The organism is Micromonospora sp. NPDC051196, assembly GCF_040682415.1.
Taxonomy (GTDB): Bacteria; Actinomycetota; Actinomycetes; order Mycobacteriales; family Micromonosporaceae; genus Micromonospora.
The window spans coordinates 378,548-400,791 of sequence record NZ_JBFBAY010000004.1 but is presented as its reverse complement, the minus strand read 5'-3'; the positions used below and the strand labels follow the sequence as shown (position 1 = coordinate 400,791).

Below are 22,244 nucleotides of genomic sequence, written 5' to 3'. Positions count from 1 at the left end.
GACGTTGTCTCAGGAGGCACGGGACCTGAGCTGGCTGATCAGCGCGTTCGCGGAACGGGTACCCGGTGTCGCCCACGCCGTGGTGGTGTCCTCCGACGGACTGCTGGTCGCGATCTCCGATCACCTGCCGCGCGACCATGCGGACAAGCTCGCCGCGGTGACGTCGGGCCTGATGAGCATTACCGCCGGTGCGGCCCAGATGTTCGACGGCGACGTGGTCAAGCAGACCGTGGTGGAGATGGGCCGTGGCTACTTCCTGGTGATGCAGATACGCGACGGCTCGATCCTGGCCACGCTGGCGGCGGGGGATGCCGACATCGGCGTGGTCGGCTACGAGATGGCCCGGCTGGCCAAGCAGGCGGGGGAGATGCTGACCCCTGCGCTGCGTGCCGAGCTCCAGCAGGCGCTACCCCGCTGACCTGCCGGGTTTTGGGGTAAGGAAGGGCCCCTGCTTAACGCCTGCGGTAGTAGCGGGGCCCCTTCTTAACATTGCGGGTCAGCGCAGCCCGAGGGCGCCGGGTGCGGCGGGTCGGGAGGCGAGCCACCAGGCCGCGGTGGCGGCCACGGCGACCGCGCCGCTGAACACGAACGGTGCCCCCAGACCGGCGCGTGCGGCCAGTGCGCCGCCGGCCAACGCACCCAGTGCCGTGCAGCTGTAGGTGACCAGCCGGGAGGCGGCGATGACCCGACCCAGCAGCCCGCCCGGCACCAGACGCTGCCGTACCGACAGGGCGGCGACGTTGAGCACGGCGAACGCCGCGCTGGTGGCGACCACCACGACCACGGCCACGGCCCGGTCGGCGACGACGGCCAGCAGCACGGGTACGCCCGCGGTGACGGCCATCGACCCGGTGAGTACCGTGCGGTGCCGGAACCGGGCGATGAGCCGGTCAGCGGTGAACGAGCCGAGCAGGCCGCCAGCCGCCCCGGTGGCCAACAGCAGGCCGAAGCCGAACGCACCGAGGTCGAGGGCATCGCGGGCGTAGAGTACGAAGATCGCGAACCAGGCGGTGTCGGCGGCGGCCACGGCGGCGGTGACCAGCACCAGGGTCCGCAGCATCGGTTGGCGCACCAGCCAGCGCAGACCGGCCAGGACGCCGTCCCCCTCGCCGACCGGCATGTCGCCGTCGACGCTGGGCCGGTGCGCCAGGGTCAGCGGCAGGGACAGCACCAGCATCACGGCCAGGGCGAGCGCGGCGCCGTTGACGGCGAACGGTATGGCGGCGCCGACGACGAACAGCAGTGCGCCCACCGGTGGGCCGACGAACTCGTTGCCCACGATCTCCCCGGCGACGAGCCGCCCGTTGGCCTTCTCCAACTGGGCGTCCGGGACGAGCCGGGGTACGGCGGTCTGGGCGGCCGTGTCGCGGATGGTCTCCCCGACGCCGAGCAGGAACGCGGCGGCCACCACGAGGGCGATGGTCGCCCAGCCGAGAGCGATCGTGGCGGCGAGGGTGCCCAGCACGAGGACCCGGCCGGTGTCGGCTGCGGTGAGCAGGTTCCGGGCGCCACGACGGTCGGCGAGGGCGCCGGCGAGCAGGCCGGAGACGAGCCAGGGCAGGAACTGGGCGGCGGCCACGGCAGCGACCGCCAGCGGGTTGTCGGTGAGCGTCGCGGCCAGCAGCGGGAAGGCGGCCACCCGGATGCCGTCACCGAGGTTGGCCAGCGCGGCGGCGCTCCAGAATGTCCAGAACGGCCGGCCCAACGATCGTGGATTCTGGTCCATGCCGCGAGCCTAGTGCGGTCAGCTTCGCAGGCCCCGGTCGCGCGGCGGGATCCGATCGTCGTAGGCCCCCGACCGCCCGGAGTAGCGACGGCCGTTCAGGCACGGCAGGCGGTGCAGCCGTGCAGGCCCAGGGTCTGCTGCTGCATCACCTGGGACGCGCAGGGCCGGCAGCTCTGATCCGGGTGCCGGCCCGGCGCGTCAGCCGAGGCTTACAGGGCGTTGTCGGCGATGACCTGGCGGTACCAGTGGGCGCTGCGCTTGAGCACGCGCCGCTGGGTGGGGTAGTCGACGTAGATGAGGCCCCAGCGCTGGTCGTAGCCCTCGGCCCACTCGAAGTTGTCCAGCAGCGACCAGACGTGGAAGCTCTCCAGCGGCACCCCGTCGGTGACCGCGCGGTGGGCGGCGGCGAGGTGATCGCGCAGGAAGTTGACCCGACCGGTGTCCTCGACGGTGCCGTCGGCGGCGAGGACGTCGGGGGTGGGCAGCCCGTTCTCGGTGACGGTGAGCGGGATCGAGCCGTAGTCGCGGGTGACCCGGGTCAGGATGTCGTACATCCCGTCCGGGTAGATCTGCTGCCAGCTCGCCTCCGAGGTGGGCCAGCGGCGTACGGTGCCGCCGGTGGCGGTCACGTAGATCGGGGTGTAGTACTGCACGGCGAGCAGGTCGATGGGCGAGGAAATGATCTTCAGGTCGCCGTCCCGGATGCCCCGTACCATCCGGCTGGTCGGCCCGAGGTCGGCCAGGACGTCCTCCGGGTAGCTGCCCTTGAGCGCCGAGTCGAGATAGAGGCGGTTCTCGTAGCCGTCGTACAACCGGGTGGCCTCGGTGGCGCCGGAGGAGTCGTCGGCGGGGTAGCAGGGGTGCAGGTTGAAGGCCGGGCCGATGCGGCCGCCGTGGCCGCCGGCGCGCAGCGCCTGGACCGCGAGGCCATGGGCGAGCTGAAGATGGTGGGCGACGAGGTAGGCGGCGTCCGGGTCCTGCCGGCCCGGGGCGTGATGGCCGTACAGGTAGCCGTTCTGCACGACCGTCTTGGGCTCGTTGATGGTGAGCCACACCGGCACCCGGTCGCCGAGTGCGGCGAATACGGTGGCGGCGTAGTCGGCGAAGCGGTAAGCGACGTCGCGGGACTCCCAGCCGCCGGCGTCCTGCAGGGTCTGCGGCAGATCCCAGTGGAACAGGGTGGCCATCGGAGAGATGCCACGCTCGTGCAGCCCGTCGACCAGTCGGCGGTAGAAGTCGAGCCCACGTTGGTTGGCGGCGCCGGTGCCGTCGGGCTGGATGCGCGGCCAGGAGATGGAGAACCGGTAGCTGCGCAGCCCCAGGTCGCGCATCAGATCGAGGTCTTCGGCGTAGCGGTGGTAGTGGTCGGCGGCGACGTCACCGGTGTCGCCGTTGCGGGTGCGTCCCGGGGTACGGCTGAAGGTGTCCCATACCGACTCACCCCGGCCGTCCTCCTTGGCGGCGCCTTCGATCTGGTACGCCGAGGTGGCCGCGCCCCAGCCGAAGTTCGCCGGGAAGTGCAATCGAGCGGCAGGGCTGGCAGCCGGTTCGCCGGGTGCCGCGGAGTCACCGGACTGGCAACCGGTGAGGGCGGTCGCCCCGGCCGCGGCGGTGACCGTGCCCAGGGCGGCGCCGGCCGGGGTTGCCGCGGTGGCCGACAGCGCCGCTTGGCGCAGCAGGTGTCGCCTGGTGAGCATCGACATGGGTTCTCCTCGTGGGTGGGGTGGCCGCCAGCGCCCTCGGGAGCGCTCCCAATAAAGCGTAAGGGGTGGGCGGCCGCCGCCGGTGCTCGGTCGTCGCAGATCACGAACGGCCGCGGCGGCGGGGGTAAAAAGGTGAAGGTTCGGGCGTCAGCCGGTCGGGCGTCGGGTGTGGCGGGACCGGGGTACGCCGAGTTCCGCGGGCGGACCGGCGGCGTGCTCCCGGAGGTGGTCGGCGGGGCAGCGCACGGTCGGCGGGCGGGGCTTACTGCCGTGCGGGGCGCGCGGGTGATGCGCGTCTGACCCGTCGGCCTCTTTTCCCATCGTTAACGGGGGTTTAGTGTGGGGACGGGGGAGGGCAACCCCCGTCCCCACCGTGTTGCGGTACACGCACGTGCGGATTGGCGTCCCAGTCGTGCGTGTCGCGCGGGAGCCGGGCCACGCGAGTGGCTTGAGGATCCACCTCCCCTCACTGCTGGTGGGGTGACGGCTGACGGCGGTGTCCGGGCTGGCCCGCCGTCGGCCTGCGGTCTTAGTACCCGATGCCGTGGGCACAGCGCCGGGTAAATCCAATGCTTGGAACTCCATCGATGGAAGCGCTCCCATCGACGTTGCTGCGACTGTAACGCCCGTCACGGCTTTGTGAAAGCCCCAAAATGAGATCGAAACAACCGAGTGCTTCCGGAAGTATGATCTCTGGTGCTGGGAGCGCTTCCATGGCACACTGTCGATCGACCGCGTGGAGCCAGGTATGCGTGAGCGTGGGGCCGCCGAGGGCTTCCGGTGTATCCGGACGGCGCCCTGATCGCAGTGGGTGCGGCGTTCGTCCCTGACGACGACCTGCTGCGTTCCGGCCGGCCGGCCGGTCACCACCATCCAATGGCGTCTCGCGTCCTGTCGTCTGCGAGGCGTCCCGCCGGGGGCGGCACCGCACCCGGCCTGGTTCGAGGAGACACCGCGCAGATGAGAAACTTGGCAAGACGTCGCCGCCTGGCGTGGCTCGCCGCCGCGGCGCTGGCGATCGGCGGGGTGACCGTACCCGCCGGCGCCGCACAGGCCGCACCGGCCTGCGACGTGGTCTATACGACCAACGACTGGAGCAACGGCTTCACCGCCAACATCACCCTCAAGAACCTCGGCGACCCGGTCAACGGCTGGACGTTGCGGTTCGCCTTCCCCGGCAACCAGCGGGTCACCAATGGCTGGTCCGCCCGGTGGAGCCAGAGCGGCAACGAGGTCACCGCCGTCAACGAGGCGTGGAACGGCAGCATGGCCACCGGCGCCAGCACCACCATCGGCTTCAACGGCTCGTACACCGGCAGCAACCCGAAGCCGACCTCGTTCTCCGTCAACGGGGTCACCTGCGGTGGCGTCGCCCAGCAGCCCCCGACGGTGAGCCTGTCGATCCCCTCCGGGCCGTTCACGGCCCCGGCGACCGTGCCGCTGACCGCCACCGCGAGCGACCCGGACGGCACCATCGCCCGCGTCGAGTTCTACCGCAACGGCCTGCTGGTCAACACCGACACCACCGCGCCGTACGCGTACACCCTGGAAAGCCTGCCGGCCGGTGACTACACCGTGCAGGCCCGGGCGTACGACAACAGCGGCCTGTCGGCGATCGCCGAGCGGGCGTTCACCGTCACGGCGTCCACCTCGCCGTCGGTGGTGGCCACCCCGACCGCGCTGACCGTGCCCGAGGGCGGCAGCTCGACGTTCAACGTCAAGCTCAGCCGCGCGCCGTCGGCCAACGTCTCGGTGAGCCTGTCCCGCACCGGTGACACCGACATCACCGTCCCGTCGACTCCGCTGACGCTGACCACGAGCAACTGGAACAGTGGCGTCGACGTGACCGTCCGGGCCGCCGAGGACTCCGACACCGTCGGTGGCACCGCGACGATCACCGCCTCGGCCTCGGGCCACACGTCGGCGACGGTCACCGTCACCGAGATCGACAACGACGTGCCGGGCGGCGACGGCGAGTACGTGCAGCGCTTCCTCACCCAGTACAACAAGATCAAGAACTCGGGCTACTTCAGCCCCGAGGGCGTGCCGTACCACTCGATCGAGACGCTGATCGTCGAGGCGCCCGACCACGGCCACCAGACCACCTCGGAGGCGTTCAGCTTCTGGCTGTGGCTGGAGGCGTACTACGGTCGGGTCACCCAGAACTGGGCGCCGTTCAACAACGCCTGGACGGTGATGGAGACCTACATCATCCCGTCCACGGCCGACCAGCCGACCGCCGGTTCCGCCGGCGACGCCACCTATGCCGCCGAGCACAACCTGCCCAACCAGTACCCGTCGCAGCTCGACGCGAACGTGCCGGTCGGTAGGGACCCGCTGCGTTCGGAACTGCAGCAGACCTACGGCACCGGCAGCATCTACGGCATGCACTGGCTGCTGGACGTGGACAACGTCTACGGCTTCGGCCGCTGCGGCAACGGCACCACCCGCCCCGCGTACATCAACACCTTCCAGCGGGGCACCCAGGAGTCGGTGTGGGAGACCGTGCCGCACCCCTCCTGCGACACCTTCGCCCACGGCGGCACGAACGGTTACCTGGACCTGTTCATCAAGGAGTCCGGCGCTCCGGCCAAGCAGTGGAAGTACACCAACGCCCCGGACGCCGACGCCCGCGCCGTGCAGGCCGCGTACTGGGCGCTGACCTGGGCCAAGGAGCAGAACAAGCAGGCCGACGTGGCGGCCACCGTGGCCAAGGCCGCCAAGATGGGTGACTACCTGCGGTACGCGCTGTTCGACAAGTACTTCAAGCGCATCGGTAACTGCGTCGGGGCCACCTCCTGCCCGGCCGGTAACAACCGCGAGTCCGCCCACTACCTGCTGTCCTGGTACTACGCCTGGGGCGGCGCGTACGAGACCAGCCAGAACTGGTCGTGGCGGATCGGTTCCAGCCACAGCCACTTCGGTTACCAGAACCCGTTCGCGGCCTGGGCGCTGACCAACGTCAACGAGCTCAAGCCGCGCTCGTCGACCGCGGCGGCGGACTGGAACAACAGCCTCACCCGGCAGTTGGAGCTCTACACCTGGCTCCAGTCGGCCGAGGGTGGCATCGCCGGTGGCGCGACCAACAGCTGGGGCGGGCACTACGGCACGCCGCCGGCCGGCACCGCCACCTTCTACGGCATGTTCTACGACGAGGACCCGGTCTACAACGACCCGCCGTCGAACCAGTGGTTCGGCATGCAGGCCTGGTCGATGCAGCGCATCGCCGAGCTGTACCTGGTCAGCGGCGACGCCCGAGCCAAGGCGCTGCTGGACAAGTGGGTGCCGTGGGCGATTTCCCACACCACGTTGGGTGAGGACTGGTCCATCCCGTCGGACATGAAGTGGACCGGCCAGCCCAACAACTGGAACCCGACCAACCCGCAGCCCAACACCAACCTGCACGTCGAGGTGACGGTCAAGGGCCAGGACGTCGGCGTCGCCGCCGCCTACGCCCGCACGCTCATCGCGTACGCGGCGAAGTCGGGCAACACGGCGGCGAAGAACACCGCCAAGGGGCTGCTGGACGCGCTGCACGGGGAAAGTGACGCGCAGGGTGTGTCGACGGTGGAGAAGCGCGGCGACTACCGGCGCTTCGACGACGTCTACAACGCCTCCACCGGAGACGGCCTGTACATCCCGCAGGGCTGGACCGGCCGCATGCCCAACGGTGACGTGATCGCTCCGGGCAAGAGCTTCGTCGACATCCGGTCGTTCTACAAGAACGACCCGGCGTGGCCGAAGGTCCAGGCGTACCTCGACGGTGGGCCGGAGCCGGAGTTCCGTTACCACCGGTTCTGGGCCCAGGCGGACGTCGCCATGGCGTACGCCGACTACGGGAAGCTGTTCCCCAACGGCTGAACGACGTCCTCCGGGTGGGCGGTGACCCACCCGGAGGCTCCGGCCGGGCCTCGGGGGTAGAGGCAGGACCGGCCGGTGGCCTGACGCCCACGGTCAGGCCGGGGTGGGTCGGCCCTCTGGCCGACGCAGCGGAGCAGTCGACCCACCCCACCGCCCCCCGATCCGACAGGCACACCACGCAGATCGCGAAAAAAAGTGCCCGCCCCGGGATCACAACCCGGCCGGGGACGGAGTAACGTACATCACCGGAGAGGCCGCTCCCCCCGTGGCGGCCTCTCCCTTATTGTGTCGGCCCCATCCCGGTCTCGCGGCGTCGACCCGCGGCATCGCGTTCGCGCTCCGACGGCTTACCGATCCCCGTCGCCCCTGCTCACCTGTGCCCCGAAGCGCTCCCGACGCGGTCGGCGGGCCACTGCTCGCCCGGTGGGGGAGGGCCGCTAAGTTGTGCGGGTGCCTGTGACGCCCAGGGGTGGGACTGCGGTCTGGTTGGTCGCGTTGGCCCTCGTCCAGACAGCGGCCTTCATCGTTGTCTGGCGGTTCGCTCTCTACACCGACGTCGGGCAGTGGATCGACACGGTGGCGCTGACCGGCAACCGGATCGGTCGTGATCACATCGAGGATCCGGTCGACCGGATCCTCAACGCGATGTCGGTGGTGTCGCTGCTGGCGGCCACCGTGATGATCGGGTTCATCGCGTTGATCCGAGGTCGGGTAGCCCTGGCGGTGGCGGCCACCCTGCTGATCGCCGGCGCCAACGTCACCACCCAGTTGCTCAAGTACGGCCTGGTCCGGCCCGACTACGGCATCGACCCGGAACGGGCGTACGTGGGTAACAGCCTGCCCAGCGGTCACACCACCGTCGCCGCCTCGGTGGCGGTGGCGCTGGTGCTCGTGCTGCCGCCCAAGGGCCGGGCCTTCGCCGCCCTGGTCGGCGCCGCATACGCCGCGGTCGCCGGGGTGGCGACCCTCTCCGCGGGGTGGCACCGTCCCAGCGACGCGGTGGCCGCGTTCCTCGTGGTCGGAGTGTGGGCGGCCCTGGCCGGCCTGCTGCTGCTGATCACCCAGCGGGAACGGGCGCAGGTTGCCTCGGCCGACGCGCACCGGGGCGTCGCGCTGCTGCTCGGCATCGGCGGACTGCTGGCGATCGCCGCCTGCGCGCTGGCGTTGTCCTGGCTGGTCGGGCAGCGCGCCACCGCACCGGCCGAGCTGTCCCGCCAGCCCCTGTTCGTCGGGTACGCCGGCAGCGCCGCCGGCATCGCCGGAACGATGGTTGTGGTCATGGCGCTGGTCCTCGCCGCCGTGCACCGGATCGTCCCCCGCCACAAGGGCTGACCGCCGCCACGCTTTCGGCTCGCCAAGCTTTGCGGGTTTCGAGGCGCCCATGAAACTCCTGGGTGAGGTATCCGTGTCCGCGCAGGCTCCCGCAGCCAGGCTCCCGCAGGCAGGCTTCCGCAAGATCGTGCTAGATGCAGGATCGAGTGGCTGACAATGAATAACGAGACCACTCGATCCGGGATCGAGCACGATCATGAGTCGTTGGCCGTTGGCAGGAATGCAGTTGGCTACCGGGTGCACCCTCGCTGGGCGTCGACCTGCGAATCGGTCAGCATGGGTGGAAGGCCAGCGGATGATGCCTAGGGCTGAAGATGGGGGATCAGCAGGTCCCAGTGACGGGTGCAGAGGTGCGATGGACGGGCGATCGGCGATGTTCGTGACGGGGCCGTCCGAGGAGGGGCAGTCCGAGCCGAGGTTGTCCGAGGTGGGGTTGTCCGAGGTGGGGGAGCGCGCGGGGAACGCTGACCTCGTTCGGGCGGCTTTCCGCGAGGAGTGCCTGCGGCTCGGTGAGGTGCTGGCCAGCCTCGATCCGGGGGACCTGGCCCGGCCGACCGGCTGCGTGCCGTGGACAGTGGCCGAACTGCTGGCACATGTCCGCACCGGTGCTGGCCGGCTGATCGACATGCTGGCCGCACCGGCGCCGACCGGCGCCCCGGTCGACGCCGCTGGCTACTTCGGCACCGCCAAGTTCACCTCCGAGGTCGACGCCGCCCGCATCGAGTCGGCCCGTGCTGAGGCTGCCCGCATCGAGGCTGCCCGCATCGAGGCTGCTCATGCCGAGGCGGCTCGGGTTGGGGACGGGCGGGTTGAGGGTGGTGAGGAGAGCTTCGGCCCGGACGGCAGGCGCCGGGGGGCCGGATTGGGCGAGGACTTCGACCGGGCCTGGCGGGCCGCCCTTGCGGCCGTCGAGGCGTACCCACCAGACCGGGTGGTACGCACCCGACACGACGATGCGATGACGGTGACGGAGTTCCTCCGTACCCGGGTGGTGGAGGTCGGAGTGCACGGCCTGGACCTGGCGGCGGCGCTGGACCGGCCGCCGTGGCTGACCACGGCCGCCAGCCGGGTCATCGCCGATCTGCTCACCGTGGGCCGCTCCCTGCCGGCGGAGCTGGGCTGGGACCGGCTGACCCTGATCGCCAAGGTGACCGGGCGCATGCCGTGCAGTCCTGCCGAGCAGGCAGCCCTCGCCCGGGTCGGCCTGCCGCTGTTGGCCTTCGGCCCCTGATCCCAGCCGAGCGGGCCGGCTGCGCCGAGCGGGACGCTTTACCGTGCCGACTCAGGCTCGCTGCCCACCTGGGCCGCGAAGTCACCGCCCCCGCCGACGGCTGCGTCAGAATCTGCTGACGCCGCACCTCGGGGTGCGGGTACGTGGGGGAGGGCGGCACGCAGGTGGGCCAGCACCACCGGGTCGATACGGCCGGGCGCCAACCGTTCTTCCAGGTTCTCCAGCCCGGCCCAGGCGACCAGCGCGTCCTCGGGCTCGGCCGGATCGGCCGGATGGCCGAGCGCGGTGAGCAGGCCGGCCACCTCGACGGCCACCGCGCCGGTCAGGTCGAGCAGGGTGGCCGGGTCGGGGCGGCTGAACATGAGGGTGTGCACGGCCAGCAGCCGGTCGAGTTCGGTGATCGGATCGGGGTGGTCGTCGACCCGCAGATCGATCATGAGGTCGCCGGTGCCGCCGTACCCGCCGCCACGACGGACCACGACGAGCCCGGCGCTCTGCTGGCCGCGCCGGTCACCGCCGGCCTCCTGCCCGGCGCGCAGCGCGGCGAGCAGCCGGTGCGCGAAGGGCAGGTCGGTACGGGCCAGCCAGATGTCGCGCAGGGCGTCGATCACCTCGGGGCCGGTGAGGATGTTGCCCTGCGCGGCCCAGCCGTCGCCCGCCTGGCCACCCGCCCAGCCACGGCAGTGCTCTCCGGTGTACGTGGCGCCGGAGCCGGTGGCGGCGACCACGCCGAGTTGACGGTGGTCGCGTTCCGGGTCGGCAGCGACCAGACCGGCGACCACGCCGGCCGCAGTCACCCCGGTGCGCAGCAGGGCCATCCCCTGCGGCCGGTAGGCCAGGTTCACATGCGCCTGCGTGGCGATCGCGCCGATCTCCGCCTCGGCCGCCGGGACGAGAGCGCCCGCGGCCAGGAAGCGGCTGGCCACGGCGACACCGTGCAGGTGGCCGTCGGCGGAACGGGCAACGAGCGAGAAGGTCACGCGGGCAAGGTTAGCGCTGGTCGCGGCCCTGTTGCTGGGCCCGGCGAGCGCGTCCGACCCACCGGGAAGCCGACAAGATCTTGCTCGGCGGGCGGTATGGCGGGCACCATCGATCGATGACGACGCGATGGGCGATGACAGTGCCGTTGGACGGCGTCCCACTGGCCGAGCATGCCACCGTGTACGCGGCCCTTGCCGATGCCGGGTTCACCGACGTGTGGTCCTCCGAGGTCAACGGCGTCGACGCCTTCACCCCGCTGGCGTTGGCCGCCGCCTGGCAGCCACGGCTGCGGCTGGGCACCGCCATCACGCCGGTGTTCACCCGGGGGCCCGGCCTGCTGGCGATGAGCGCCGCCGCGCTGGCGGACGTCGCACCGGGCCGGTTCGCCCTCGGTATCGGCGCGTCGTCGCCGGTGCTGGTCTCCGACTGGAACGCGGTGGAGTTCACCGAGCCGTACCGGCGCACCCGTGACGTGCTGCGGTTCCTGCGGGCGGCGCTGCGCGGGGAAACCGTCGACGGCGCCTTCGACACCTTCGCGGTGCGGCGGTTCACCCTGCAACGTCCGCCGGCCGTACCGCCGCCGTTGCTGCTGGCCGCGCTGCGCCCGGGCATGCTGCGGCTGGCCGCAGCCGAGGCCGACGGAGTCATCCTCAACTGGCTCGCCGCCGGCGACGTACCCCGCGCGCTGGCCGAACTCGGCCAACGCCGCCCGCAGTTCGAGGTGGTCGCCCGGATCTTCGTCTGCCCCACCGAGGACGCCGGGTACGCCCGCAGCCTGGGCCGCCGCATGATCACCAGCTATCTGACGGTGCCCGCGTACGCGGAGTTCCACCGCTGGCTCGGCCGCCAGGAGGCGCTGTCGGGGATGTGGCGGGCCTGGGCGGCCGGCGACCGGCGGGCCGCCCTCGCCGCGGTGCCGGACGAGGTGGTGGACGCGCTGATCGTGCATGGCTCACCCGAGCAGTGCCGGGCCCAGGTCCGCCGCTACGCCGAGGCCGGGGTGGAGGTCCCCGTACTGGCCCTGCTGCCCACCCCCGAACTGGCTACCGGGGACACGGCGGCCCTGGCCACCATGGTCGCCCGGCTCGGGCTCGGCGACGAGGCACCGGCGTGACCGCACCGCCCGGCGGGTGGTGATCAGCTCTCAGCGCCGCCAGCGCAGCGGCCCCGGATGCACCGACCAGAGCAGCCGCCGCCACCGGGACCGGTCGGCGCGCAGCGCACCCGTGTAGACGGTGACCGCCTCGGCGGCGGCACCGGCCTGCGCGTCGGTCACCTGGCCGGGGGCGAACCCGACCTGGTTGACCAGCCGAGCCAACTCGTCCACCGCGCGATACGCCACCGGCTCGTCGGTCTGGCCGGCGTCGGCGGCCGGTGACGTGGCGGCCAGGGCACGGCGAGCCACGGCGGCGACCTCGGTGGCGGAGAGGTCGGCGGCCACCGGCTGCCCCGCCAGCCGCAGCGCGTCGGTGAGCTCCCGCCAGGCACCGGCGACACGATGGTCGGCCGGACCCCGGTGCAACCGGTTGCGGGTCAGCGCGCGACGCATCCCGGTCAGGATGGCCAGCACCGCCACGACCAGCAGCAGGAGCCCTCCGGCGGTGCCCGCGGCCAGCACCGGCGTCGACCCGCCCGCACGATCGTCGGCACGCTCGGGGGCGGCCTGCGGCGGCGGTGAGGCGCTCGGCTCCAGGGTCGGTTCCGGTTGCTCCGACGGCGGCGGGTTCTCCGGCTGCGGCCGGAAGTCCTCCTCCACCGGCCGTGGCTCGTCGTCCGGGCGGGGCAGCGGGTCGAACGGCATCCAGCCCACCCCGTCGAAGAGCACCTCCGGCCAGGCGTACGCGTCACCCGCCCGCACCGGCCCGTCGCCCGGCGCGGCGAACCCGACCACCACCCGCGTCGGCAACCCCGCCAACCGGCCCAGCACCGCGAACGAGGCCGCGAACTGTTCGGACGTACCCCGCTGCCCGCCGCCGTTACGCGGCCCGAACAGGAAGAACGCCAGATTCGGGTACGCGTGCCCACTGGGCGCGTCGGCGACCAGCCGGTAGTGCTCGGCCAGCCACTGCTCGATCGCCGCCGCCCGGGCGTACGGGGCGCCGTTCTCCTGCGCCAGTTGCGCGGCGAGGCGACGCAACTGCTCGGGTGTCCCGTCCGGCACGTGCAGCACCCGGGCCACCTCGTCACCGGCCGGGGTGTTCGCGGTGGCCAGCAGGTTCACGTCCGGGCGTTCCCGGGCCGAGGTCACCGTGTAGCGCAGCCCCGGGCTGAGCCCGTCGGGGCGGATCAGCGTGCCGGTGCCCGGGTCGTACGCCACCCGGGCGCCGGTGACCTCACGCGGGGTGGCCACCGCCGGCAACAACCGTCCACTCAGGTCACCGACGATGATCTCCTGCCGGACCGTCTCGACCGTGGCCTGCGGTGCCGGCTCCACGGTCGGCAGGATCCGGCCGGCGTTACGGTAGGTGGCGCCGACCCGCCAGGTGACCCCGTCGTAGTCGCTGAGCACGGCCAGCCGGATCCGGGCGCCGCCACCGCTTCCAGCTCCGGCGGCCTCGGTGTTCACCTGGAACAGTTGCTGGTCGGGGTTGAGCGCCCAACCGGAGATCCGGATCAGCGGGTTCTCGTCCAGCGTCTCGACCTGCGGCGGCTCGACGTAGCGGCGCGGGTCCACCGGGCGGGCCTCCACCAGCGCGGCCACCGCCGGGCCGAGCAGCGTCGCCGCCGCGACCACCACCGCCGTACCGGCGGCCGAGGCCATCGCCAGCCGGACCCGCACCCCCGAACGCACCGCCGGTGCCAACCCGTCGACCGGGTCGCCGCCGCCGCGCCGCGCCGAGGCGGCCAGTCCGAGCCCCGCCACCACCACCAGCGCCACCGTCGGGCCGGTCGCCGGCTCGGCGTTCGGCCCGACCACGTACACCGCGCCCGTGTAGAGCAGCACCGGCGGCAGGTAACCCAGCAGCACCCGCCCGGCGCGCAGCGCCACCTCCGCGCCCGCCAACCCGGCCAGCCAGGCACCGACCAGCGGCACCAGCACCGTGTCCGGGGTCGGCTCCACCGGAATCATCGCGGTCAGCAACCGGGGGATGCCGTTCGTGGCGGCATCGCCGGCCACCTCGACGAACCCGCCCGGCAGACCGGCCCGCTGTGCGGTCAGCCGCAGGCACCACGCCGTCCAGCCGAGCATGGCCAGCACCGACACCGGCGCGACCAGCCACGACGGCAGCCGCCGTGCCGCGACGCTGACCAGCACCGACCCGACGGCGGCACCGGCCACCAGCACGGTCAGCAGCGATCCCGCGTACACCCGGTCCAGCGTCACCCCGGCCAGGACGACCATGCCGACCAGTGCCGCCGGCACCGGCACCGCCCGCACCAGCCTCACCACCGGCGCACCCCGTCCCACTCGGCGGCGAACGCCGCCCCGTCGGCCGCGTCCACCACGAGCAGGCCGCCCGTACCCGGCGGCGTCGGTTCCGCCGCGCCGAACACCCCGACCACCACCGACGGGTACGCCCCGCGCAGCGCGCCGACGTGCCCCAGGTCGTCACGGCCACCCGGCCCGGTGAGTACGACCAGGGTGTCGCCGAGACGGTCGCGGCGCAGCCGGGCCGCCGCAGCGTCGAGCGTGCCGTCGTCGGACAGCGACACCGCCGCCAACCGGTCCAGCGGCCCGGATGGTCCAGCCTCGCCGGCCCCGCTGCCGTGACCTGCCGTGCTGCCGTGGGCCGCCGTGCCGTCGTGGCCTGCCGTGCTGCCGTGACTTGCCGTGCCGTCGTGGGCCGCCGTGGTGCTTACCCCGGCGAGGTCGCTCGACGCGGCGACGAACAGCAGCACCACGGGCAGGTCCTCCCGCACCGCCGCGGTGACCACCGAGGCCGCCGCCTCGCACGCCGCCTCGAACGACTCGGCCACCCCACGCACCCGCTGCGGATGCGCCGCCGTCCGGTTGTCCAGCAGCACCACGATCCGGGGCAGGCTGGTGTCCACGTTCTCCCGCACCATCAGCTCACCGACCCGGGCGCTGGTACGCCAGTGCACCCGCCGCAACTCGTCGCCGACGACGTACTCCCGTAACGAGTCGAAGGTGATCGAGCCGTGCGGTACCGCGTCGACCCGCCCGTCGAGACTGCGGCCGGCACCGGTCGGCACCGCGTGCAACGGATGGATCCGTGGGTGCACCCACACCGGCACGCTGTCGCCGTAGGTACGGGCCAACACGACCAGGCCGAGGGGATCACGGCGGGTCACCCGCAGCGGGCCCACCGGCACCACCCCGCGACGTCCCGTCGGCACGTCGTAACGGACCTCGGTGTCCGCCCCCGGGCGCAGTCGCAGCACCGGCACCGGCACCACCTGGTCGCCGCACCGGTCGGCGGCCAGCAGACTCGCCGAACGCAGCCGACCCGAGTTACGGACGGTCAACGTCATCGTTGCCGGCTCACCCCGCGCCACCCGGTCCGGATCCGCCAGCCGGTGCACCTGCAACCTGGGCCGCCAGGCGGCGGTCAGCACCGCGACCGTCAGGGCGACGCCGGCCGCCGCACCGAGCAACGTCAACTCCGGGTATCCGAACCGGAAACCGGCGCCCAGCAGCAGCGCCGCCGCGACGAGCAGACCGATGCCCCGGGCCGTGATCCCCACGCCGATCCGCGCCGATCAGGGGTGCGCCGGCGCCGGCTGCCCCGACGGCAGCGGCACCGGCACCGATGCGACGGCCTGGCGCAGTACGTCCCCGGCGGTCACACCGCGCACCTGGGCATCGGGAGTGAGCAGCAGCCGGTGGGCGAAGACCGGTTCGGTGAGCGTCTTGAGATCCTCCGGCATGATCCAGCCCCGGCCGTCGATCATCGCGTACGCACACGCCGCCCGGGTCAACGCGATCACCCCACGCGGGCTGACCCCGACCCGGACCTGCGGATGAGTACGGGTGGCCGCAGCCAGCCGCACCGCGTACGCGTACAGCGGCTCGGCGATGTGCACCCGGCGGGCCATCCGGACCATCTCCCCGATCGTGGCGGTGTCGGTGATCGCGGCGAGCGCCTCGGGGGAGCGGACCGTGGCCCCGCGTAGCACCTCCACCTCCACCGACTCGTCGGGATAGCCGACGGAGAGCTTGACCAGGAACCGGTCCAGCTGCGCCTCCGGCAGCCGGTAGGTGCCGTCCATCTCCACCGGGTTCTGCGTCGCCACCACCAGGAACGGCTGCGGCACCGGATGGCGTACGCCGTCCACGGTGACCGTCCGCTCCTCCATCACCTCCAGCAGCGCCGACTGCGTCTTCGGCGACGCCCGGTTGATCTCGTCGGCGATGACGATGTTGGCGAACACCGGACCGGGATGGAACTCGAAGCCCCGGGTGGCCTGGTTGAAGATGGTCACCCCGGACACGTCCGACGGCAACAGGTCCGGCGTGAACTGGATGCGCCGCCACTGCCCCTTCACCGTCGCCGCGATAGCCCGGGCGAGCGTGGTCTTACCCACCCCCGGCACATCTTCGAGCAGCACGTGCCCCTGGGCGAACAGCGCCGTCAACGCCAACCGGACCACCTGCGGCTTACCGAGCACCACCGCGTTGACGTTCTCCGCCAGCCGGGCGGCCAGGGCGGCGAAGCCCTGCACCTCCTGGTGGTTGAGGGGTTCCTGGCTGTTCACGGTGGTGCTCCTTGCCTGGGGCGGATCAGCAGGTGGGCAGGATGTTGATGTTGTCGCCGTCCTCCAGGTTCAACCAGACCCACGGGATGTAGTTGCGCCCGCTGTACTCGACCCGCACCCACCAGGTGCTGCGCTTGTTGTCGTTGTAGACGTACGCGTACACCTCCTCGCCGCGGACCTTGCAGAGCGCCTTCAGTCGGGTGCCGGGTCTGGCCCAGCCGACCTGCCGGTCGTTGTCCTGCCGGGGAACCGAGAAGATCTCGTTGCCGTTGCGGCCGTCGCGGTCCCGGTCACAGTAGGTGCGCTGCTCCGGCTCGGTGCCGTTGACACAGGTGGCGATGCCGTAGAGCGCATCGGTCGCCTGGGCCCGCGTCGCCGTACCCGACCCGGCGGCGTTGGTGGCCGTCACCGTGAACGTGTAGCCGGTGCCCGGCGTCAACCCACTCATCGTGATACTCGAACACGGCCCGCTCTTCGCCGGCTGACCCGACCGGGCCAGCGTGCACGTCGCCTGCCCACCACCGGCATCCACGGTGAACGCCACCGTCGCCGACGTCGCGGTCGCCGACGAACCGGTCACCGTCACCCGAGGCGGGGCCACCGTCCGCGCCGTCGTCGTCGCCTCCGGACCCTCACCGGCCTCGTTGACCGCCAGGACCCGTACCGTGACGTTCTGCCCGTCACCCAGACCACCCACCGTCGTCCGGGTGTCGGTGACCTCGCTGCGCTTGTCGCCCACCTCCACCACGTACCCGGTGACCGGCCGACCGTTGGCTTCCGCCGGTGCCCACTGCACCGCCACCGTGCCCGGCTGATCCGCCACCGTGCTCGCGGTCAACTCCACCGGTGCACCGGGCACCGTGAACGGCACCACCGTGTCGCTGACCGGCGACGCCTCCGACGCCGCACCCTTGTCGTTGACCGCCACCACCGTGAACGCGTACTGCGTGCCGTACTCCAACTCACCGGCGGCGATCACCAACTCGGTGCCCTCCGACTCACCGGCCGGGGCGTTCGTGCCCGCCGACGTGGCCGTCACCGCGTACCGGGAGATCTTGTTGCCCTGCCCGTTCGCCTCCGGCCAGCTCACCACCACCGTGCCGTCCGGTCGAGCCTGCGCGGAGACACTGGTCGGCGCGTCCGGCACCTCCGCCGTCGGCGTCACCGGATTGCTGCTCCGGGACGGACCCGCACCCTTCGCGTTCACCGCGTGCACGGAGAACTTGTACGTCTCCCCGTTGGTCAGCTCCTTGACCTGCACCGACCGCTGGTTCGCGCCCACCTCCAGGCGCTGCCCGGCACCCTCCACTACATAGCGGATGATCTCCGCGCCGTTGCCCGCCGCCGGCTGCCAACTCACCCGCGCCTGCGCGTCACCGGCCGCCGCGGTCACGCTGCGCGGCGCACCCGGCTTGCTCACCTGCGGCTTCTTCGGCGGAGGAGGCGGCGGCGGGGGCTCCACCGGCGGGTCGCCGCCGAGCACGTCGTTGGCGTACTTGTCGACCTCACGCACCTCGTGCCGGTCGTTGACCACCCGGGCGGTCGCCGCGTCCGGCGCGTTGATGAACAGGTGGTTCTCCCGTACCTCCAGCTCCAGCGGCCCACCCCAGCGGCCCCGGATGGTCTCCACCAACTGGCCCGTCGCGTCGAACGCGTACACCACCCCCGCCGCGTCGTCGGCACAGTAGAAACGACCCGCCCAGGCCACCGCGGCACCCAACCGGTCACCCTCGCCCGGCACCGTGAACGAACGCACCGCACCGTCGGTGATCGCGTGCACCTGCCGCTGCCCGGCCACCGTCACCGGCACCACCGGCCCACTGGTGCGTACGGGCAACGTGCCCGGCCCGGCCAACTGCTCACCCAACACGGTACGACGTGTGGTGCCCTGCACCACCGTCACCAACGCCCCGGCGGTGCGGTCCAGCACCGCCACCCCGTCGTCCAGCGTGGAGACCACCAGCTCATGGCTGGGCTCGGCCACGTCATGAGTCTCGACCTGCCTGGGGGACACCGCCGCATCCGCTGCCGGCGACGACGGCAACCGCGCTGCGGTGATCGCCGAAACCGTGCCCTCGGCCGGCACCGCGATCCACAACCGCCCCTTGCCGTCGAACGTGCCACCGGTGATCCCCGGCGGATAACGCACCGGCTCACCCACCGGCACCAGCGACTGCGGATCCAACTGCCGCACCACACCCTGCACCGCGTCCACCACGAACGCCGCGTCCTCGTGCAGCGCCACACTCACCCCCAGCCCGGGAGCGGTCGGCGTGGTCGCGGTGATCTGAAGCGTGGCCAGGTCCAGGGCACTGATCTGGCCACTGTGCAGATCCCGCAGCACCAGCACCCGGTCCGTCTGCACCACCTGCATCGGATGCCGCCGCGCCGCCGGTACCTCCATCCGGGTGTCCACCCGGGCGGTCACGCCGTTGACCCGGGCCAATTCGCTGCGCGCCGCACTCCACAACCAGGAACTCGCGTCGTAGTTGGCCACCGCGTTGTCCGCCGAGCCGAGGCCGAGCACGGTCAGACCCATCGCCGCCAGCAACGCCAGCACCGTGGCCACGGTGACCAGACCACCCCGCAGCCGAGACCGGGAGCGGGTCGTGCGGGTCGGAACGACCTCGTCCATGCTCGCCACAGCTGGCGCCTCCCGTGTCGTCCTGGCAGGTGGCGCCCCCCGTAAGGCGACCCCTCCCCTGAGCCGGGAGCCATCATATGGTCACGCTACCGACGCCGGGAACCCGCATTGTCCGCCTGTGGACACCCAGCGTGGCGTGTCGTCGGCGTGTCCCCGCACCACTGTCGGGCCGCGACGGTACGCCGGTCAATTGGTCGCGTCGCCGCCGTCCCGGGACGTACACACCTGACCGGAGGTGGCGAACTGGTCGGTACCGTAAACAGCGAGCACAGTGAAGCAGTAGTCCACTCGGGAATTCAGCCCGTTCACCGTGTAGCTGGTCTCCCCAGGATCAACGGTGGCCATCACGCCCAGCGGCTGACCGACCCGCCCACCGGCCACCATGAACGGCACCAGCCCGTCCGCCGGATCGGACCAGGTCAACGTGATCGTGGTCGTTCGATCGCGCAGCTTCAACTCGCCGGGTGGCGCACCGCCCTGCGGCTGCGCCGACGACTCGGGCGCCACCGGCGGCGCGGCGGAGCGCCGGTCGAGGAGCAACAGCCCGACCCCGATCACCGCCGCGAGAGCCAACACCAACACGATCACCACCGCCACCGCCACCATCCGGTTACGGCCGGGAGCCGGCTCCGCCGTGGGCATCACCAAGGCACCCTGGTACGGCGGCGCGACCGCCGGTCGAGCCGGCACCGCCGTCGGCGGCTGACCGGTCGGCTGCTGCCCCCAGCCAGCCGTCGGGTAGGCCGGCGTCCCGGACACGGGCTGAGCGGGCGGCGGGTAGACCTGCGGCGTTTGCTGCATGGCCGAGGGCTGCATGGACGGGGGATAGGTGGGCTGCGCGGACGCCGGGTAGGTCTGTGGCGCGGGCGGTGGATAGGCGTGTGGCGTGGCTTGCGCGGGCGTTGGGTAGGCCTGCGGCGCAGGCTGCGTGGGCGGTGGGTAGACGTGTGGCGTGGGTTGTGCGGGCGGTGGGTAAGTCGGCGGCGCGGGCGGGTACTGCTGGGCCGCCCCCTGCGGGTGGCCGCCACCGAGTTCACCGTGCTGCTGCGGTCCGCACGCCAGGCCGTAGCCGGCCAAGCCGCCGGCCGAACCAGCTGGGCCGCTGACAGGTGGGCCGCTGACCGGCCCGTGGTGCGGCGTCGCGCTGGTCGGTCCGTGGTGCGGCGTCGCGCCAGCAGAGCCGACACCAGGAGGAACGCTGGCCGGCGCGATCGTGCCACGCTGGCCGGGCAGCGTCCCGGCCGCCTTGAACGGCAACGGCACCTGACCCGGCGGCCCGCTGGTCGGTCCCGGCTGGGGCAGCGCCGCGGTCAACTCGTGTGCCACCGGGTCCACCGGCGCGAGGTGTCCCGCGACCCCGGCACCCGGCACCCGATGCGTTGGAGGCTGTGGCCGGGGCAGATCAACGGCGGGTCCACTGGTGGGTGGTCCGCTGACGGGTGGCCCGGTGATCGGTGGGGAACTGACGGGTGGTGCGCTGACCGGTGGTGCGCTGACGAGTGGTGTGGTGATCGGTGGCCCACTGACCGGGGCTCCGCTGGTAGTTGACGCAGCGCTCGGTGGTCCGCTGGTGGGTGGCGGCGTGGCGGCGGCCGGCGTCGCGGCCTGCGCAAGAGAGCTGCTGCGGGTCGCCTCCTCCGCCAACAGCGGCCCGATCTGACGTACCGCGATCGTCGGGTTTGCCCATTGCGGCTGGGATGGTGCGGGCCGGTCGGCGTCCTGTGCCGGCGGATCGGCGGGTAGCGGTCGTCCGACCACCGCCGGCAGGCCGTTGGACTCCGCCGGAGCCGCCGCCACGCCGATCACCTCGGTGGCGCCCGTCGACTGCGGCGACGCTGCCGCTGGTGAAGCTGCTCCGGGCGACGACTGCCCGGGTGGCGCTGCGTCGGGCGGTAACGCCAGGGCTGGCTCGCCCGGCCGCCTGGGCTCATCGTGAAAAGCGGCCCGGGGTGGCGGTACCACCGGGGCAGCCGGCATCGCCGGTGCGGCGCCGATCGGAGCCGGCGGCACGTTGGTGGCTGGCGGCATGCTGGTGACCGGTGGTGCGCTGACGACCGGCGGAGCCATCGAGGGTGCCGCTGGCGGGGCCGGAACCGGCCGCATCGCCAGCGTGGGCGGCGCGGGGGTTGGCGGCGTCGACCTGATGGTCGGCGGCTCCGGTGGCGTGGTGGTCGGCGGCGTGGCGGCGGACGGCTCCGGTGGCGAGATGCTTGAGGGGGTGGTGCTTGGTGGCGTAGGGATCGGCGGCACCGGTGGGATGGTCGGTGCAGGCGAGGGAACTCCGGGCGCGGACGACACGCTCGGGGTCGCGGACGCAGCGGGTGCGACCGAGCGGAACGGCACCGTAGCGGTCGACGCGTCGTGCGGTTTCCAGGCGGTCGACAGGACGGCCAGCGACACCGTCGGCTCCGCAAGTGCCCCATGCGAGGACTGATCGACCGCCGTCGGCTGACCGGGAGAGGGGACCGCAGGCTGAAGGGCGGGTGCGGCATCGCCGAGATACTCGCGTGCCGTGCGTACCGCCGGATGATCCAACCCGAGCACGGCGGGGCCCGCGATCGCGACGCGGGTGTAGTTCCGTCGAGCCTCATGGCGGTTGCCCAGCTCGTCCGCGACGGACCCCAGCTCGTACGACAGGGCCAGCATCAGCGGGTCCGAATGAGGCCACCGGCGCTCCCCGGCGGCGAACGCCTCCTCCAACACCCGGCGGGCGGCGCTCGGGTCGTCCGCCTCCCGATGCAGCCGAGCCAGCAGGTGTGCGGTGCTGAGTACGTCCGGGTGATCCTTGCCGAACGGCGGCCGGGCAGACTCGAACGCGTCGCTCAGCAGGTCACGGGCGGCGGCAAGATTGCCCGCACCACGCAGCGCGAGGGCACGCTGCTGGGCGACGGCCAGGGGAGAGGCATGGGGCACGTGGCCCATGCTGCCGGGTGTCGCCGCCATGCCGCTACCCGACCCGTGAAGCCGCCGCGCCCACGTCGGGAACCCTGGCCAAGCCGGCGTGAATCGGGCCGTGGATGCCGATGTGCATGATCCATCTGCGGCGTGTACAGTAACTCCCCGTGCGGCTCGCTGAGCGGCCTTCGGATGGTGGACCACCGAGACCGG

General features: G+C 72.3%; 13 protein-coding genes. 5 read left to right on the top strand and 8 right to left on the bottom strand.

Annotated elements, in window-relative coordinates:
- Positions 1-4 precede the first annotated feature (4 nt).
- A complete protein-coding gene (locus AB0M35_RS12230) occupies positions 5-418 on the top strand; it encodes a roadblock/LC7 domain-containing protein (RefSeq protein WP_363744525.1) in 414 nt (137 codons plus the stop codon).
- 78 nt (positions 419-496) lie between these two features.
- Here the strand turns inward: AB0M35_RS12230 and AB0M35_RS12225 are convergent, their stop codons facing one another.
- Entirely contained in the window at positions 497-1,726 is a 1,230-nt protein-coding gene (locus tag AB0M35_RS12225; RefSeq protein ID WP_363744443.1) for an MFS transporter, read from the bottom strand.
- A gap of 209 nt (positions 1,727-1,935) precedes the next feature.
- Positions 1,936-3,429 (bottom strand): GH1 family beta-glucosidase, encoded by a 1,494-nt coding sequence (locus AB0M35_RS12220; protein WP_363744441.1) that lies wholly within the window; start codon positions 3,427-3,429, stop codon positions 1,936-1,938.
- Positions 3,430-4,389: 960 nt separating this feature from the next.
- Between AB0M35_RS12220 and AB0M35_RS12215 the strand changes: the two genes are divergently transcribed.
- From AB0M35_RS12215 to AB0M35_RS12205, 3 genes are all read left to right on the top strand, one after another.
- Positions 4,390-7,290, top strand: a complete 2,901-nt coding sequence (locus AB0M35_RS12215; protein ID WP_363744439.1) for a glycoside hydrolase family 48 protein — start codon at positions 4,390-4,392, stop codon at positions 7,288-7,290.
- 444 nt (positions 7,291-7,734) lie between these two features.
- Positions 7,735-8,622, top strand: a complete 888-nt coding sequence (locus AB0M35_RS12210) for a phosphatase PAP2 family protein (protein WP_363744437.1) — start codon at positions 7,735-7,737, stop codon at positions 8,620-8,622.
- A gap of 355 nt (positions 8,623-8,977) precedes the next feature.
- The gene (locus tag AB0M35_RS12205) at positions 8,978-9,853 is read left to right on the top strand and encodes a maleylpyruvate isomerase N-terminal domain-containing protein (protein ID WP_363744435.1); all 876 of its coding nucleotides are present in this window, start codon (positions 8,978-8,980) and stop codon (positions 9,851-9,853) included.
- Between the two features lie 38 nt (positions 9,854-9,891).
- Here AB0M35_RS12205 and AB0M35_RS12200 read toward each other — a convergent pair whose 3' ends face one another.
- On the bottom strand, positions 9,892-10,833 hold the full coding sequence (locus AB0M35_RS12200; protein ID WP_363744432.1) for a DUF1028 domain-containing protein: 942 nt from the start codon (positions 10,831-10,833) through the stop codon (positions 9,892-9,894).
- Positions 10,834-10,967: 134 nt separating this feature from the next.
- On the opposite strand from AB0M35_RS12200, the gene AB0M35_RS12195 reads away from it, so the two are divergent.
- The gene (locus tag AB0M35_RS12195) at positions 10,968-11,948 is read left to right on the top strand and encodes an LLM class F420-dependent oxidoreductase (protein ID WP_363744523.1); all 981 of its coding nucleotides are present in this window, start codon (positions 10,968-10,970) and stop codon (positions 11,946-11,948) included.
- A gap of 30 nt (positions 11,949-11,978) precedes the next feature.
- Here the strand turns inward: AB0M35_RS12195 and AB0M35_RS12190 are convergent, their stop codons facing one another.
- The 5 genes from AB0M35_RS12190 to AB0M35_RS12170 form a co-directional block, all read right to left on the bottom strand.
- On the bottom strand, positions 11,979-14,177 hold the full coding sequence (locus AB0M35_RS12190) for a transglutaminaseTgpA domain-containing protein (protein WP_363744522.1): 2,199 nt from the start codon (positions 14,175-14,177) through the stop codon (positions 11,979-11,981).
- 41 nt (positions 14,178-14,218) lie between these two features.
- Entirely contained in the window at positions 14,219-15,481 is a 1,263-nt protein-coding gene (locus tag AB0M35_RS12185) for a DUF58 domain-containing protein (protein WP_363744430.1), read from the bottom strand.
- A 15-nt stretch (positions 15,482-15,496) separates the two neighbouring features.
- The gene (locus AB0M35_RS12180; protein ID WP_363744428.1) at positions 15,497-16,492 is read right to left on the bottom strand and encodes a MoxR family ATPase; all 996 of its coding nucleotides are present in this window, start codon (positions 16,490-16,492) and stop codon (positions 15,497-15,499) included.
- Between the two features lie 25 nt (positions 16,493-16,517).
- A complete protein-coding gene (locus tag AB0M35_RS12175; RefSeq protein WP_363744520.1) occupies positions 16,518-19,127 on the bottom strand; it encodes a fibronectin type III domain-containing protein in 2,610 nt (869 codons plus the stop codon).
- Positions 19,128-19,322: 195 nt separating this feature from the next.
- Entirely contained in the window at positions 19,323-22,079 is a 2,757-nt protein-coding gene (locus tag AB0M35_RS12170) for a tetratricopeptide repeat protein (RefSeq protein ID WP_363744426.1), read from the bottom strand.
- Between the last annotated feature and the right edge of the window lie 165 nt (positions 22,080-22,244).